General features: G+C 42.3%; 10 protein-coding genes. 1 reads left to right on the plus strand and 9 read right to left on the minus strand.

Annotation, left to right across the window (positions count from 1 at the left end):
* Positions 1–21: 21 nt before the first annotated feature.
* Positions 22–288, minus strand: coding sequence for a hypothetical protein (locus NDQ71_RS04675; RefSeq protein WP_301562340.1), 267 nt, complete (start codon positions 286–288; stop codon positions 22–24).
* A gap of 87 nt (positions 289–375) precedes the next feature.
* Complete coding sequence (locus NDQ71_RS04680; RefSeq protein WP_301562341.1) at positions 376–1,287, minus strand: restriction endonuclease; 912 nt, start codon at positions 1,285–1,287, stop codon at positions 376–378.
* Between the two features lie 238 nt (positions 1,288–1,525).
* Here NDQ71_RS04680 and NDQ71_RS04685 point away from each other — a divergent pair, with 238 nt between their 5' ends.
* The gene (locus NDQ71_RS04685; protein WP_301562342.1) at positions 1,526–2,497 is read left to right on the plus strand and encodes an integron integrase; all 972 of its coding nucleotides are present in this window, start codon (positions 1,526–1,528) and stop codon (positions 2,495–2,497) included.
* Positions 2,498–2,627: 130 nt separating this feature from the next.
* Here the strand turns inward: NDQ71_RS04685 and NDQ71_RS04690 are convergent, their stop codons facing one another.
* From NDQ71_RS04690 to NDQ71_RS04720, 7 genes are all read right to left on the minus strand, one after another.
* On the minus strand, positions 2,628–4,343 hold the full coding sequence (locus NDQ71_RS04690) for an alpha-amylase family glycosyl hydrolase (protein ID WP_301562343.1): 1,716 nt from the start codon (positions 4,341–4,343) through the stop codon (positions 2,628–2,630).
* Positions 4,344–4,415: 72 nt separating this feature from the next.
* Positions 4,416–6,821, minus strand: coding sequence for a glycoside hydrolase family 15 protein (locus NDQ71_RS04695; RefSeq protein ID WP_301562344.1), 2,406 nt, complete (start codon positions 6,819–6,821; stop codon positions 4,416–4,418).
* Between the two features lie 51 nt (positions 6,822–6,872).
* Positions 6,873–8,360 carry an MFS transporter gene (locus NDQ71_RS04700; RefSeq protein WP_301562345.1) on the minus strand — a complete coding sequence of 496 codons (1,488 nt, stop codon included), beginning with the start codon at positions 8,358–8,360 and terminating at the stop codon, positions 6,873–6,875.
* Positions 8,353–10,242 (minus strand): alpha-amylase family protein, encoded by a 1,890-nt coding sequence (locus tag NDQ71_RS04705; protein WP_301562346.1) that lies wholly within the window; start codon positions 10,240–10,242, stop codon positions 8,353–8,355. The genes NDQ71_RS04700 and NDQ71_RS04705 overlap by 8 nt, the downstream gene beginning before the upstream one ends.
* A 124-nt stretch (positions 10,243–10,366) precedes the next feature.
* Positions 10,367–12,166: a glycoside hydrolase family 13 protein gene (locus NDQ71_RS04710; RefSeq protein WP_301562651.1), complete on the minus strand. Its 1,800-nt coding sequence runs from the start codon at positions 12,164–12,166 to the stop codon at positions 10,367–10,369.
* Between the two features lie 46 nt (positions 12,167–12,212).
* A complete protein-coding gene (locus tag NDQ71_RS04715; protein ID WP_301562347.1) occupies positions 12,213–13,712 on the minus strand; it encodes a tryptophan halogenase family protein in 1,500 nt (499 codons plus the stop codon).
* Between the two features lie 96 nt (positions 13,713–13,808).
* Complete coding sequence (locus tag NDQ71_RS04720) at positions 13,809–16,601, minus strand: TonB-dependent receptor (RefSeq protein WP_301562348.1); 2,793 nt, start codon at positions 16,599–16,601, stop codon at positions 13,809–13,811.
* Positions 16,602–16,970: the final 369 nt, after the last annotated feature.

The following is a 16,970-nucleotide window of genomic DNA, read 5'->3' on the forward strand; positions in this document are numbered from 1 at the left end:
CATCGACTTGTTAGGTATACATTACACTCCGTACTCAGATAGGTACAATTTAATACCGAGATTTCCCATAATACTCATAGCTTTAGGAGATAATATTGCACCACCGCCACAAGCATTTTCTCGAATAGAAAAGCCAACGTCAGCAATATAGTTTGAAGGAGTTAAATTTAGAGGATTTTCTAACAACCAACTTTCAAGCTCTTGGATCTGAACAGGCAGATCCCAATGCTCTTTTGCTAAGTGAGCTAGCTTCTCATTAGATTGTTCAACTTTGATATAAATTGGCACTCAACTTCCTTGTATACCTAACGCCAGGCTCACGCGCCGGTTTGGAGCCGCGAAGCGGCGGAAAATCGGTCGCTGTGCAGCCGATTGTTAAGTTCTTTTGGCTAGTAGCCAGCCAATCAGGCCGGCGTTAATTACCAAATCAGCCACCCGTGAAATATCCCATACAGCTACTCTTGGATCTTCAATGCTCAGTTTCCCGAGATCGCCCGAAAAGGTGTGGAAAACAAAATACATCTCATCATACTGATGATACTGATTGAATATCTCTTGATAGCTTTCGATCTGGTTGGCTGTCGTGGTGGATTTTACTTGAACGAACGCTCGCTTCTGTGTAACCGGTGAAAACACATCAAGGTCGATATCCTTTTCCGTCTTTCCTAGCACTGAAATACGCTGCCATCCAGACTGAGAAAAGATAAGATCGACGAGCAGTTCGAAATCATTCCACCAGAGACCCTTGATCAAACTTTCAACATTATGCTTCAGGGCCGCCAAAGCATCTTTCGTTGACTGAATCTCAGGCTGGGTCTCACCGTCTATCTTTCTTTGAAGGTATTCCGGCAGTTCAATACCGCAAATGGTTCCGCGAAATCCTTGGACCTTCGTTATTCTTCCGTCGATATTCTCTATCGAAAGCGGTGCGCCATTTTTGTCTTCACAACTCCAAGAGCCGACTACTTTTCGAATCCGACTTCCATCTTCTAGCTGATGAACATTTTCGTAGGCATGGCACCAATACAGCTTTCTCTTGTAGAAGGTTATCCAGATATCTGATTCTTTGAGCTCGTAAAAATCACGAATTTGGTTCAAATCCCTGGCCGCTGCACCGCGATTCCCACTCCGAGCCTTTAGCCAATAGTCAAAGACAGAATCCCATTCTCCACTTAGAGATTCTTGGTGGTACGGACTTTCATATCCGAGCCGGAGAGTCTGCTCCTGCTCAATACAAGAACTCTCCCATTTTCCACCGTTTCCGAGTTTTATATACCTGATTTTCACATCACATCCAGAACTTAACAATTTTATAGTGCGCTCGTCGCGTATATTTCTACCAACGTTACGCTAATATATTTATTAATTACTTTTTAACAAATAACTTAACTCATTACCAGCTATAATTTTTTCTTGGTACTAAATATAATAAGAAAGAAGAAAGTGCGCTCGGCGCGCATTTTCTTGAATATAGGAGCAAAACAACTAAGCTGTATATAAACACAGTATTCTTATTGGTGAAAATATGAAAACGCGTTCCCCATTTTTAAATTATATCGCTGATTATATGTTAGTGCGTCAGTATTCATTACGTACCGTGGACACGTACCTGAGGTGGATTGCATCTTATATTCATTTTCATAATAAGCGCCACCCCGCCTCAATGGGAGACAATGAAGTCGAACGCTATCTAGAACACTTAGTGTTAAAGCAAAATGTTGCACCACGAACGCAAGCCACAGCACTTAATTCATTGTCATTTTTATACAAGCACATAATAAAAAGTGAACTATCGTTAAACTTAAATTTTGCCCGCAGTAAAAAACAAGCAAAACTGCCTGTCGTAATGACGCCAGAAGAAGTTAAGCTGCTTATGACTCATTTAAATAAGCGCTATTATCTTATTGCAGGCCTTATGTATGGTAGCGGTTTAAGAGTAATGGAAGCGGTGCAGTTAAGGGTGAAAGATATTGATTTTGATTATAAATGCATTCAAGTATGGAATGGAAAAGGTAATAAACACCGTATTGTAACGCTAGCCACAGAGCTAATTCCTATGCTGAGAAATCAAATTTTGCACGTTGATGACTATTTAAAACTTGATTTAAAGAATACCGATTATGCTGGCGTATGGATGCCATATGCTTTAACAAAAAAATATCCTTGCGCCTCAAAATCACTTGCGTGGCAGTATTTATTTCCCTCTCATATATTAAGTACAGATCCTCAAAGTGGTGAAATAAGACGACATCATTTTCATCACTCGTGTATAAGAAAAGAAGTAAAGAAAGCCGTTCAAAAATCGGGATTAACAAAAACTATAACACCGCATACCTTGCGTCATTCATTTGCAACGCATCTATTGCAAAGTGGCGCCGATATCAGAACAGTTCAAGCTCAGCTTGGCCATTCTGATGTCAAAACAACACAAATATATACTCATGTTTTACAACAAGGCGCGAACGGGGTAATTAGCCCACTAAGTAAAATATTATAAAGTATGAATTTAAAAGACTTTTATCTAATCTAATAAGCTTTAAAAATGCGCTATAAGTTTGAGGTAATGCAATTATAATACATTCACCAAAAGGGGCTTACGTATGTTAGCCCCAATGGGTGAATTTTATTTACAGTGTATTGTTTAGTAACAACAAACCATAAGCTGCGAGTTGTTCGCCATTGAGGTCGTGTTGCCAACTGGCGGTTAAACCGTCACGAGCGATGTTAGCAATAGTTTGTGGGTTAGCCGTTAAATTAAGCACGAACACACTTTTACTGCCATTTAACTCGCGGGTTATTTCAACTAGGCCGTTGTTGTGTTGAGTTAACGCATAACTGCCTTTAATGCCAAGCTCTGGGCGCTGTTTTTTCTGCGCGATTAATAATTTATATAGCTGCCAAATAGAGTCTGGCTGTGCTTGCTGGGCGGCTACGCTGCGATCTGCTGCTGCAAGTTGCTCGGTTAAAAATGCTGGCCACCAGCTGGCAAAATCATCACCAAACAAGTCACTTTGTTCAACCCAACTGTTTTTAGCTGTGGTAAAGCCTGCTTGATTGCTGTTATTCCATTGCATTGGCGCGCGTTTATAAACGTCGTGACCTGTGCCACCTTGTGTTAAGCCAATTTCTTCACCGTAGTAAATATAAGGGGTGCCCGGTGAGCTAAATAACATGGCGGCGGCAAGCTTTGCCTTGTCGTCATGCTCTGCTAGCTGATAAGCCACTCGCTCTTGGTCGTGATTGGTTAAAAACGGCGCAAAAAAGTCAAGTGGTGCGCTCGAGTCAATACGCTGTTGTAAGTTTTGTTTTAACACATTGGCATCAACCGTATTTTTTTGCTGGTTAGACTGCATAGTGCCAAATTGCGCTTCGCCACTGGCGTCAGGCTTTAATAAGCCAAGGATTTTATAGCCCACTTCAAAGTCAAAACCTTGATCGAGCCCTTTGCCATCGCCGTAATATTTTGCTGCAACAGGAATATCGGCCCATGCTTCACCGACTAAGTACGCGTCTGGATCAACACTTTTTACATACTGATTAAAGTGCTGCCAGTAAGCAATGGTTTCATCGGTGTCGGCTTGCGCATTGCCGCCGCTTTCCATGGCAAAGCGTACTGCGTCTAATCTAAAGCCTGCTACGCCTTTATCGAGCCAAAACTTGGCCATTTTTTCCATTTCGGCAATTACGTCGGGGTGGCGTAAATTTAAATCAGGTTGGCTGGCACCAAATGCGCCATAGTAATATTGCTGACGGGTTTCACTCCAATGCCATACCGCATCTGGCTTGTCGTTATCGCTCCATGCGTGGCCCCAGCCACTGCCCGCTTTTGGCAAGTCGTCACGCCACACAAAGTAGTCACTGTAAGGGCGCTCGCCGTTTGCAGAGCGTTTAAACCATGGGTGCTCACTTGAAATATGGTTAATCACTAAATCAAGTATCACCTTCATGCCTTTGTCGTCAGCGGCTTGTATAAAGGCTTCAAATTCTGCCATGCTACCGTAGTCGCTTTCTACTTGGTAAAACTCAGTAAAGTCGTAACCATGGTAAGATGGCGCTTCAAACATGGGGGTCAACCATAAAGCATTGACACCGAGCTCTTGTAAATACGGCAATTTTTTGGTCATGCCGTTAAAATCGCCATGGCCATCACCGTCGCTGTCATAAAAGCTGCGTGGCCAAATTTGATAAAATATCGCACTTTGCCACCATGGCGTGGCGTGTTGTTCGGCACTGATTTGCGCCGTAGCGGCTGTATTAGTATTTTGTGTGTTAGTTGTAGGTGCGCTCTGGCAGCCCGTTAACATTAAAGCGAGGGCCAACGCACTCAAGGTAAAGGTTTTCATTGCATCTCCGTTATTATTTTAATAAATGCACCTAGCCGTATGTGACTACGGCTAGTCATTTGCTAGAAAAGGTTATTGCAGTGCGTGTTCAACCACGGGGTAATGATCCCACACTTGCTTGTCGTGTAATGAACGAAGTAGTTTGATGTATTCAGCATGGGTCCACGCCAGTGGTGTGGCTGAGTTGGTGCCCTCGCCAAGCTTATATCCTGCTTTGTTAACCCCTACGCCATCCCATACTTGCTCTGGTAGCATAAACCCTTGGTTAGCAAATGTTTCCATACCTTTTACATAGGTGTTTTTGATGGCGTTTTGCTTAGTGGCATCGAAGCTATTTGTGGCATTAGCGGCGGCAATTTCATAATGACCTCGCTCGCCGGTAAAAAACGGCCATACTCGCCCACGTTGCCCTGGGGTTTTTATGCCGCCTTCAGCGTAGTTTGCGCCCGTTACTTCGTCTTCACCGTAACCGTCGTTACCATAGCGGCGATAGCCTGAGAAAGTGCCTGAGCCGTCGGCAAACTCAAATGTGTAATGCACTTGCAAGTTATCTTCTAAGCTTTGATCATCATACTCAGGTAAGGTTTTAACAATGCTAGGGGCAAGTGCATCGCGTACGCCATAACGTACTAGCTCTAAAAAGCCGCCGTCGAGAATTTGCTTTTTATTAAAGCCTTCACGGCCATTATTGGCACTAATTTTAGTGTTTGAATTGGCGTCTTTATCTTGGCCAATACGAATGAAATATTCGCCGTCGCTTGCTGTTGAGTCAAGGTTGCCTTGGGTTGTAAACATGGTGTTTTCAATGTCGGCATTATAGCTTTTTGCGGTTGCAAGGTAGCGCTTAACATTGGCCTCATCACCCGCTAGTTTGGCAATGTCGGCGGCGGTAATTAAACCCGCTATAACCGCTGCGCTGGTTGACGGTGAATAACCCTCTTGCTCTTCCCAGCGCTCTTGTTGTGTGGCCGGTGGCGTTATTTGTGTGTCGTTCCACAAAATTTTAGCAAGGCCGCCGTCCACTAAAAAATCAGCTGCGGGTTTTAACATACGCCCATACCAATCTATGAGCTCGCCATCAGTTAATACACCTGCTTGGTGAAGCTTCCACGCTAGCATAATCGGCATCGCGGTTTGATCAAGCTGCACGCCTACCCACTCAAGTTCGCCATCAACATGCGTTTTTTGTAAAAACCAGCCTGTATCACCTTGGTTACCTGGGGTATTTGGGTTGACTTGCACTTTATCTAAATATTCGAATGCGGTTTTTGCAGTGTGGGTATCGCCCATGGCCATAAATGCCATCGCCACTTGGTAAAAGTCACGTACCCATACGGCTTTATAACCGGTAGAGCCTGTTTTAGCCGACACCGTTTCGCCCCATGGGTTTGAAAGCGACGCGATTAACGCACCGGCATGGGTTTTATCTTCTTGCGCTTTTAGCACCATGGCACTGGTGTATAACAACTTGCCATTGTCGGTAGTATCATCAACAAGGCTTGCAAGAGGTGCCAAACTGCTAAGGTAATCTTGCCAACCAATGGCATCGCCTTTACCATTGTAGTTATCAAGTACCGTTTGATAACCACGGGCTAAACTTGCTTGGCCTTCTTTAAAGCTGGCTTGCTCGCTTTTGCCAAAGCTAAGGGTTAAATCAAACTGACTATTTTTGCCAATTTCACCCAGCTCTGCCAATAAACTAACATTACCTGATTGATCACCGGTATTTTTATAAACACTGCTAAGCTGCTGGGTTGTTTTAAGGTCGCTTAAACCATCACTCACACCTGTAAAACCAACACTAGTTTGTTTAAAAGGTTGTGCGCTTTGTAACGATAAATAATTATCATCTTGCCAAGCAACAAGGCCTTGCTCTGTTACTTTTGCAAAATCATCTAGGCCATTATTGTCAATGTATGGGTTAACATTAACAAAGGCTTTTACGCCTTCAAGCTCGGTATTAAAAATACTGCGTACAAATAACGTTTGCCCATCTGGATCGGTGAATATGTGTTTTTCGAGGCTAAAGCGCCCTTGCTTATCTTTGCTTGTTACTTTGTAAGCAAGCGATAATGGCCGCCCTGCTTGGTCTTTGTATAAGTAATCAATGCTTACGTCTAAATCATCCGCTTCTGTGACTGTAAAGTCTTTACCCACCACTATAAATTGCATGTCTTTAATTTGTGCTTGGTGAATTAAACCAAACATGGTTTCGGTGATCATGCCTTTGGCAATCGAAAACCATACTTTTGATACAGGGCCTGTTGCGGCATTGTCGCTATAAGCCCCCTGTTGGTATTGCTCAAATGACGTACCAATTCCTGTTTTACCTGAGTATGCCCAAAATGGCTCTGCACCTGGTGCCCCCGGTGCGCTTAGTTGCTCGGTAACTTGCGTATTATTAATCGCTTGCTCTGAGCTACATGCCGTTAGCCCAAGCATAAATAAAGTTGCGGTAATGATGTTGTATTTTTTCATGTTTAACCCTTAATTCTTTTTTATTAGTCATTAACTGTGCAAAGCAAGTCGCTATTGCGTATGTTTAACGCGCAATACCGCAACTGCTGCAAGTATCCACGACACTGCGCCCAGTACTAATGCGTAAATAGGTTGGTTTTCAAAAAAGTGACGTAAAATGAGGCCCAGTACACTGGCTGCGAGTAATTGTGGGATCACGATAAAAAAGTTAAATATTCCCATATACACGCCCATTTTTTTACTCGGTACTGATGAGCTCAACATGGCATAAGGCAGCGATAAAATAGACGCCCACGCAAAGCCCACGCCGATCATCGGCCAGATCAATAAGCTTGGATCTTTTATAAAAATAAAACTCGCTAGGCCTAAGGCACCTAATACTAGGTTGATGGCATGTGCTAACTTTAAGCCTAAACGCTTTACGATGATCGGAATACATAACGCAGCCAATGCTGCAAAGCCGTTATAGGCTGCAAATAAAATACCCACCCAATCAGCGCCATCATTATAAGCAAGGGAGCTGGTATCACTGCTGCCATAATGAAAGCTGGTTACTGCTGAAGTGGTATAAATCCACATTGCAAATAAGGTAAACCAACTAAAGAACTGCACCCAAGCAAGCTGTTTCATGGCCTCTGGCATGATAAATACATCATTTAATACTTGGTAAAAGCCATTTTGTGTTTTGTTTTGTCGTTGTAATTGCCCAGCAATAAATTGGATTATACCAAAACAGGTGAGGCCAGCGGCCAGTAAATAAAGTTCTTTCTCAAGTGAAAGACTTAGCACCAACACTAAAATAGCTAAGCCCAGTAACGTAAAGACTATGGCACCTTTATTGAAATTAACAGGTTTGTTGGCAGTGCTTGTTGTTGCTTGTTCAACATGATCATTAAACGCTTCAAGCTGCTCTGGTGAGTATTCTTTTGTGGTAAACACGGTCCAAAATACCGCAACAATTAACACTACAGCACCAAAGTAAAATGAGAACTTCACTGAATCAGGAATTTGCCCAACTGGCGCAGTGTTAGAAATATCAAACCAGTTTGTCATCATCCAAGGTAACGCCGAGGCCACCACTGAGCTAACACCTATAAAAAAGCTTTGCATGGCGTAACCTGTGGCGCGTTGCTTCGTTGGCAGGTTGTCACTCACTAATGCTCTAAATGGTTCCATTGTGACATTGATAGAAGCATCCATAATCCACAACATGCCCGCTGCAATCCATAAAGTAGGTGAATTAGGCATAATAAACAGCGCGAGCGTGGTTAAAATTGCGCCATAAAAAAAGAACGGGCGACGACGGCCTAGTTTGCACCATGTTTTGTCGCTCCAGTAACCAATAATAGGTTGTACAATTAAACCTGTTAGTGGTGCTGCAATCCATAAAATTGGAATGTCATCAATATTTGCACCTAAGGTTTGAAAAATACGGCTGACATTACCGTTTTGTAATGCAAAACCAAATTGAATGCCTAAAAAGCCAAAGCACATGTTCCATATTTGCCAAAAGCTTAGGTTAGGTTTGTTATTATTCATTATGTGCTCCAGTGGTCAATACTGCACTGCTAAGCGCATTTAACGTTAAACTGATTTTTACTTGCTCAGGTGTGATTGTTAACACGGCAGTTTGATTGGCTTCGAGCAGATCAAGTAATTGCTGCTCTGCCTGTTTGTAGTTTGCTAATGTGTTAAGTGGAATATCAATACTTACCGTATTTTTTTGCTCGGCAAAGTTGCTCACCACCCAAATGTGTTGTTGACCAATACTGCGGCTAAACGCGGCAACTTGGTCGCTACCTGTCACCGTTAACGGGTGCATGTCACCGGTAACAACCGCAGGATGTTTACTCAACGCCATAACCGCTTTGTAATATTTACGTAACTGACTTTGCTCGGCAGTTAATGCGCCGCCATCAAACTTGCCGTTGTTCATCCACGCTTGATGCGCTGGCACGCCAATATAATCAAAAATACTGGTGCGAGTTGGTTTGCCAAAACCAGCCTCTTCAGAGCCATCTTCACCTACATCTTGGCCAAAATATAACAGTGTTGGCGAGCGGCTAATAAGGTTTGATACTACCAATGCGGGTTTGCCCTTTTCACTGCTACCTGCAAAATCGGGGCTGGCAATGCGTTGTTCGTCATGGTTTTCTAGAAAATGCAGCATGTGCTGTTCAATATCTGCCACTTGTTGCTGTGCTGCAAAAATGCTACTCGCGGCTTGAGTGCCTTGCATCACGGCTTTTAGGGTGTCGTAAAAGCCCACTTTATCGTACAAGTAGTCCATTTTGCCTTGCTGGATATACGGGCGATATAAATCTGGGTTGTATACTTCGGCTAGTAAAAATGCCTCTGGGTTGTGCATCTTGATAGATGAATTTAAAAAGCTCCAAAACTCCACGGGCACCATTTCAGCCATATCATAGCGAAAACCATCTACGCCTTTATCGAGCCAATACAAGGCGATATCACGAAATTTATACCAGCTGTTTGGCAACTCTTTATCTTGCCAAAATTCAAAGTGCGCGCGTAAATCTTGATTGGCATAATCGCTTGGTAACGTTGGAAAGTCGTAGCTACCATCGGGTTTTACGCCGTAGTTAACTTTAACCGTTTCGTACCAATCGTTAATATCAGGCTTAGCAGCTCGGGCACCGTTACCAGTCCATTTTGCAGGTGTTTCATCAAATAAGTTATCGGCAAGTGGGTGGGTATTACCGCCCAGTACTTGGTAATTTTCACTGGTTGGTACTTGAAATGACTGCCCAGTAACGTAGTAAAAGTTATTATCGCGGGCATACTCTACGCTGGTATCGTCTTGCTCACCAAAATCTTTCACACCAGCAGGTTTAGCAGTAGATTGATAATGACGCGCCACATGATTTGGCACAATATCAATCACCACTTTCATACCGTGTTGGTGGGTGCGCTCAATCAATGCCGCAAATTCTTCAAGGCGGCGCTCTGGATTGATGGCTAAATCTGGGTTTACATCGTAATAATCTTTAATAGCATAAGGAGAGCCTGCGCGCCCTTTCACTACATCTGGATCATCTTGGCTAATTCCATATTGGCTGTAATCGCCTACCAGCGCGTGGTGAAGCACGCCGGTATACCAAATATGGGTGGTACCAAGTTCTTTAATGCCACTTAAAGCAGCATCATTAAAGTCACTAAATGTGCCTACGCCATTTTGCTCTTTGGTTCCCCATGGCACGTTGGCTGTTTGGGTATTACCAAATAAACGGGTGAATACTTGGTAAACCACCGGCTTTGAATGTTCGTTAACTTGTTCAGCTACTTTTTTGTCGGCACTGGGGGTTGTGGGCTCACCTGAGCAGCTCGATAACAATAAGCTACTAGCTAATACCCATGAGCCATATTTAAATGTACTAATTGTGGTTTTGTTTGTTGTCATAATGTTCTTACTTAGATCTGACGTTTTAATGGATTGTCATTTAAACGTCATTTTTATTATAAATTTAATACTAAAGTGAACAGCCACTGACTGACAGTGGCTGCATACGTATTCACCTAGGTATTTACTCAATTATTAATACCGTTGCACTCTTAGGCGCTAAAGTCACTGTATCAATTAGGCTAATTGCTTGGTTAGTAAAAAGGTTTATGGCCTGTTTATGTTGCCCAATAACCTCTTGCATATATGCTAATGACCAGCTTTTTGCTGCGCTATTTTTATTTAAAAACACCAGTACCGTTTGCTGATCACTGATCCGCGCATAGCTGTATATACCTGCTTTAGGGCTAAAGTGAGTCAGCTTTCCATGAGCAATGGCTGGGCTTTGCTTTCTAAAATTAAGTAAAGTGGTAATGGCTTGCTGCATATCACGCTGCTCATCTGATAAGCCCTGCCCTGTAAACGCATTACTTGGTTGGCCTTTAAAGCCACCGGGGAAATCAATGCGAATATCACCGTGATCATTACTGCCCGTGTTATCAAGCAATACTTCGGTGCCATAATACATTTGTGCTATACCACGGGTGGTTAGCAACATCGCCATCGCCATTTTAGTTTTATCAAGATCTTGTTCTAATTCTGTAAACACGCGGCTCATGTCGTGATTATCGGCAAACACCAATAAGTTATCAGGATTTGGGTATAAAAAGTCATTGGCGATTGATTGATACACTTTTACCCAGCCAGTATTCCAGCTTTCATCTTCATTAAGTGCTTGAATAAGTGCTTCTTGTAATGAAAAATCCATCACGCTTGGCAGACTTGAGGTGTAACCATCGTTATTAACTTTGCCCGCTTGCCAATATGAGGCAATGGCTGGGTTTGAGGTCCACTCTTCACCAACAATATTAAATTGCGGGTATTCAGTCATGATTGCTTTGGTCCAATTGGCTAAAAAGGTTTTGTCTGAATATGAGTAGGTATCAACGCGAATACCGCTTAAGTCGGCGTATTCAATCCACCAAATAGCATTTTGAATTAAGTAAGTTGCAAGTAATGGTTGGCGCTGGTTTAGATCTGGCATTGTGGCAACAAACCAACCATCACTAAACTGGCGTTTATCGAACTCGCTGGCATGTGGATCTTGTATAGTTTGTCGTGCATGGCTTGTTGCATGCTTGCCGTTTGCAAAGTCACCGTTGAAATTGATCCAATCGGCTGTGGGTTTATCTGTCATCCATTCATGCTCAGAGCCAAAGTGATTCAGCACTAGGTCCATCACCATACCGATACCGTGTTGTTTCGCTTTAGCTGATAGCTCACGGTACAGTTCATTTGAGCCCATGCGCGGGTCGATAGTGTAAAAATCGGTGATCGCATAACCGTGGTAAGAATAGCTAGGCATATCATTTTCAAGTGGCGGTGTTAGCCAAAGCTGAGTCACTCCTAGTTTTTGTAAGTAAGGCAGTGCATCAATGATCCCTTGAATATCCCCACCATGACGCCCACCTCGCTCCTGAGGATTGGCAGCCTCTAACATGCCTTGAATGGTATCATTACTGTTGTCGCCATTGGCAAAGCGGTCAGGGTTAATTAAATAAATGGTGTCGCTGCTATTAAAGCCTTTACGTTGGCTGCTATTTTTTTCCCGCGCAAGTAACGGGTATTCAAAACGCTCACCTGATTTACTCTTAAAAATTAAACTCGCAGGCTTGGCATCTGGGTTGATTGTCAGGTTTAAAAAAGCGTAATTTGGATTATCGGTGTGCGTAATGCTGGTAAGCTCAACACCAGCATGTGATTCAAGTTGCCATTGCTGCTTAGCAACATTTGGCTCATGCAGCATAATTTGTAATTGCTTGCTTTGCATACCAACCCACCAGTTTTGTGGTGATGCAGTTATTGCATTGACGTTTAAACACATACCAAAAAGCGTGCTTAGTAAAAAAGTGTGCATGAGTGATTTCATATTAATTATTTTTCATCCTCGCTAAAAATTCACTGTGTGTCGGCAAGTGATTTACAGTGCCGTTGATAAGCGTTTTTAAATTCGTAAATAACTCGGCGAGTTGTTCATCACTCAGTGCATCTGCGAGTGGATGATAATCATGTGCCTCAAGCCCTTGACCTATCATGACTTGTTGCCACGCCACTTCGGCAAAAAGCTCATCATCTTCTCTAATTAATTTACCTGTTTGCTTAAATAAATCGATTTTGTTTTGCAGCGATATAGGAATATCCATTTGTTTACACTGACGCCAAAATCCGCTGTCATCACGCTCGGTCAGTTTATAATGCAGAATAATAAAATCTCTTATTCGCTCAACTTCGGTTTTGCTTTGTTTATTAAAGGTATCGATTAAAACAGGTTTGATCCCTTGGTGGGGAAATAATTTAATTAACCGAATTGCAGCGGTTTGTATTAAGTGAATACTGGTTGATTCTAACGGCTCTAAAAAACCGCTTGATAAGCCAATAGCCACTACATTTTTGTGCCATTGTTTAAGCCTTCGTCCAGTTTTAAAACGAATCACTCTAGGCTCTGTAATTGGTTCACCGGGAATATTATCAAGGAGTTGTTGTTTAGCTTGCTCATCAGTAATATGACGACTTGAAAATACTAAACCATTACCAACACGGTGTTGCAACGGGATTTGCCACTGCCAACCCGCATCGTGAGCAATTGAGCGCGTATAAGGCGCTGGCTCTGTAGTGGTTTTAGTTTGTAAGGCAATAGCACTGTCGCAAGGTAACCAATGTGACCAATCATCAAACCCAGTATTTAAGGTCTTTTCGATTAGCAGTGCGCTTAGCCCTGTGCAATCTATAAATAAATCGCCTGAAATTATTTGCCCATCTAACAGCTCAAGTGCCTTTACAAAACCGCTCTCTGGGCATTGCTTAACATTCGCAATTTTACCCTCAATACGTTTAACACCGCGTGATATAGTCAGCTCTTTTAAAAATTCCACGTACAAAGTAGCGTCAAAATGATAAGCGTAATTTAAACCACTAAGCTGGGTATTAGGAATATGTTTTAAAGGGGCAAATTTATGCTGTTTGGCCGCTTGGTAATTAAGTGAAAAATCCCAAAAGTCAGCATTAGTGCCCTGTTGCTTGGCCCTCAACCAATAATGATAAAACTCACAAAACGGGAGATCTTTGCCTATCTCACCAAAAGCATGCATGTAGCTGTGTTGTGGTGCTCGCCAGTTTTCAAACTCGATCCCCAATTTAATGGTCGCTTGAGTTGCTTTAATAAACTCACTCTCAGGTATATCTAATGCAGCATTAAGGTGAAGAATCGGCGGAATGCTCGCTTCACCCACTCCCACAGTACCAATTTGGTCAGATTCAATCAGGGTAATATTAACTATTTTACCTAGCACTTTATTTAGTAAGGCTGCGGTTATCCAACCCGCAGTGCCACCACCAGCTATTACCACGCCTTTTATTTGTTTATTCTGCATAGCCCCTGCTCCACTTGCTTTTAGTTAAGTGTAGTCGATATAAAAAAGCCCTTGTAAAACAAATCACAAGGGCTAAATATCTTAACTAAATTTCAGTTAAAGCTTGTAGCTGAAACCAAGGATAAAGTTACGTCCATAATCTTGATAATCACGAACTTGCAAAGCGTTATCACCACTTAATGTTGTAAATGGTTCTTCAGTGATATTTTGTACTTGGAAGGTTACGCTTAAGCCATCTAAGCTCTCAACACCCGCTTCGCCAAAATCATAGCCAACTTGTACGTCCCAAATTGTTTCACCTAAGATGTTTACTTGCTGTGTTTCATAACCTGCGTTGTAAATATCACCTTTAAAGTCGCTGCGTTTACGCATGCTAGTACGTGCTTGGAAGCCATAGTTTTCATAATAAAAAGTTAAACTTTCTATTTTGTCTGATAGACCAGGTAGCTCATATTCGTTGCCGTTTTGATCTTCAACATCTTGTTCAATTCCAGTATGGCTGGCAATTAAACCAAAGCCTTCTAGTGAGTCGCTAAAGACATTAAATGGTAGAGCAAGAGACAATTCATAACCCCAAAGGTCTCCACCACCGCCATTCACTTTACCTGATGCAGTACCACTACTATTATCTGGTATCTCACCCGTTGAAGGGTCAGCAACCCCTGACATATCAACTTCGTATACGCCATCAAATATCCATTGACTTAAGTCTTTATAAAATACAGCTGCTGAGAAGTAGCCTTCTGCACTAAAGTAGTTTTCATAAGTCAAATCAAAACCCGTTGCTTCTTTTGGTTCAAGTGTAGGGTTACCACCCGATACTGACCAATAGTTGCCATTCTCATCAGGACGCTCTGAATTATAGCTCGCATTAACAGAAGCATTCATTTCATCTAGGCGGGCTCGTGAGATAGTTTTAGCGGCACCAAAACGCACAGTTTGATTTTCATCTAGCACTAAAGATAAATTAAGACTAGGTAAAACATGACTATAATCATGAGACACATTGTTAGGAACGGCCTCAACTAGATCAGTCGCTTCGTTCGGCACGGCGGCAAAGCCTTGCGAAGATTGCTCAGTTCTAACATAGCGAACACCAAAGTTACCTGTTAGTGGTAGTTCACCTACTTCAGCATTAATATCAGCTTGTACAAAAAACGCCGTGACTTTTTCTTGCACTGTGTATGATTGCGTCGTGTGTTTTATATTCGTTAAACTTTCTTGGATTGAGCTATAATATCCATCGTCAACTAGTGCACGGGTATCATAGGCGATCATATCACCCATACCGATAAAATCTAAACTAGCAGTTCCGAGACGGTATTGCTCTGGAACGACAAGCATACCTGGGTTATCTAATGAGAAGTCACTTAATGTTAAGTAGTACCCCTCAGACTTTTTGCTCTTCTCGCGGTCGCGATATGACATACCAAAACTAACTTTGCTTAAGTAATCGTTTTCTAATAGCTTACTTGCCGCTAGCTTTAAAGTATGTAGTTCATCATTAACCTCAGGGGCATTAATAAAGCCATCTTGGGCTGTATCTAGATAACGTGTGCCTGACAAACCGTATTTATCGTTCAGTGCTTTACTCTCTCCCCAAGTTAATGGGCCACCTAATTGAATTAAGCCATAATCGCTGTAATCGAGTTCATGTGAGAACTGCGCACCAGTGTTACCACCGTCAAACGCATAACCTATGTTGTCAGGATCACCATTAATATCTCCACGGCCAGTACCTGAATAGCTTTGTAAGCTCCAATCCTTTCGCTCTACTTCAGAGCGGCTCGCATCAAACTCAACTGACCAGTCATCACTGATATCATATTTAGTATTAAAACCAAATTGCGTTAATTCAGCATCACGTTCTTCAACATCATTACGAACTACTACACGTTGACCTTGTGTTACCGCGCTGGTGATAAACCCACTTTCAGCATCTACGACCGCTGAGCTTGGATCGATTGTTCCTTGGCCCCAAGCAAATGGTACTTCAATACCGCGAAGGATTTTTTCATCTGTAAAATCAACATACAGTGCATCAAACGTCATGTTTAAGCGATCTGTTGGTGCGGCTTCGATAACAAGCATTGCTGAATCACGTTCAAGTGTTGATGAACGTACAAAAGGTTTAGCGCCGCCTAAGATTGAATAATTCTGTCCATCAACGTCGAATTCAGGGTATCCCCAAGAATTCCAGCGTTTTTCTTGGTTAGGTGAGCTCATAGTATTGTAAGCAAATGCAACACCTATAGTGTCATCTGCAAACTGATCAATGTATGAAACCGTGCCACGAAAGCCTTTGTCATCAGCATCTGGGTTTAGCTTATCAAAACCTGACTGCTCTAACTGACCATTAAACATGATCACGCGCTCACCTTTACTTAAAGGTTTTACGGTTTGCATGTCGATAACACCTGCAATACCTTCTGCGTCTAAGCTTGCGTTTGGTGTTTTATATACGGTTACACCGCTCATTATTTCAGATGGGTAAAGGTCAAACTCAACACCACGATTGTCCCCAATCGATACCTGCTCACGACCATTAAAGGTTGTTGCACTTTCGTTTTCACTAAAACCACGAACGCTTACACGACTGGCACGGCCATCTAGGCGCTGCGCTGTTAAACCAGGAAGACGTGCAATTGACTCAGCAATTGACGAATCTGGTAATTTACCAATATCTTCTGCGGAAATAGATTCAACCACTTCTGATGAAAAACGTTTTGTATTGATTGACTCAACGACGCTGCCACGGAAACCTTTAACTTCGATGACTTCTACGTCACTCTTGGTGGTTGGTTGCTCTTCTTGTGCGTGTGAAGCGAAACTGCTAATACCTGCTGTAGCAAGTGCAATTGTTAATATACTTGGTTTGAACATAGACATGATATTTTCCCGTTACCCATATTGTTATACCAACAGAATAAGATGCGAGTGATAGTGCGCAGTTATTAGTTAGCTAATTTTGTTGTCAGGATGAATATTAACGCCTGCCTTATTTTATTAACAACTCCATGCATACGTATTCAGGTTAGTGCAAAACCAACAACCTTAACAAATAATTCACAAAAATAATGGCAACACCTTGTTTTTATAGGTATAAAGATGGGGCAGTTGAGCATTCTATTTTATAAAAGAAATATTCACTGCTTCGAGTTCCTTTAATGCGGTAATTTACAGTTTAAGACCTTAATTATTAGTGTATTCACACTTTACATGCGCGTTTCAGTCGCATCTTTTTTCAAATGCTAATTG

Origin of the sequence: Pseudoalteromonas sp. KG3, from assembly GCF_030436385.1 — a bacterium.
Taxonomy (GTDB): domain Bacteria; phylum Pseudomonadota; class Gammaproteobacteria; order Enterobacterales; family Alteromonadaceae; genus Pseudoalteromonas; species Pseudoalteromonas prydzensis.

Bases quoted from the DNA above. Each gene is read 5' to 3' on its own strand.
- NDQ71_RS04710 (WP_301562651.1), bottom strand. From the start codon at position 12,166: ATGTGTTTAAACGTCAATGCAATAACTGCATCACCACAAAACTGGTGG.
- NDQ71_RS04700 (WP_301562345.1), bottom strand. From the start codon at position 8,360: ATGAATAATAACAAACCTAACCTAAGCTTTTGGCAAATATGGAACATG.
- NDQ71_RS04720 (WP_301562348.1), bottom strand. From the start codon at position 16,601: ATGTCTATGTTCAAACCAAGTATATTAACAATTGCACTTGCTACAGCA.
- NDQ71_RS04715 (WP_301562347.1), bottom strand. From the start codon at position 13,712: ATGCAGAATAAACAAATAAAAGGCGTGGTAATAGCTGGTGGTGGCACT.
- NDQ71_RS04690 (WP_301562343.1), bottom strand. From the start codon at position 4,343: ATGAAAACCTTTACCTTGAGTGCGTTGGCCCTCGCTTTAATGTTAACG.
- NDQ71_RS04685 (WP_301562342.1), top strand. From the start codon at position 1,526: ATGAAAACGCGTTCCCCATTTTTAAATTATATCGCTGATTATATGTTA.
- NDQ71_RS04705 (WP_301562346.1), bottom strand. From the start codon at position 10,242: ATGACAACAAACAAAACCACAATTAGTACATTTAAATATGGCTCATGG.
- NDQ71_RS04695 (WP_301562344.1), bottom strand. From the start codon at position 6,821: ATGAAAAAATACAACATCATTACCGCAACTTTATTTATGCTTGGGCTA.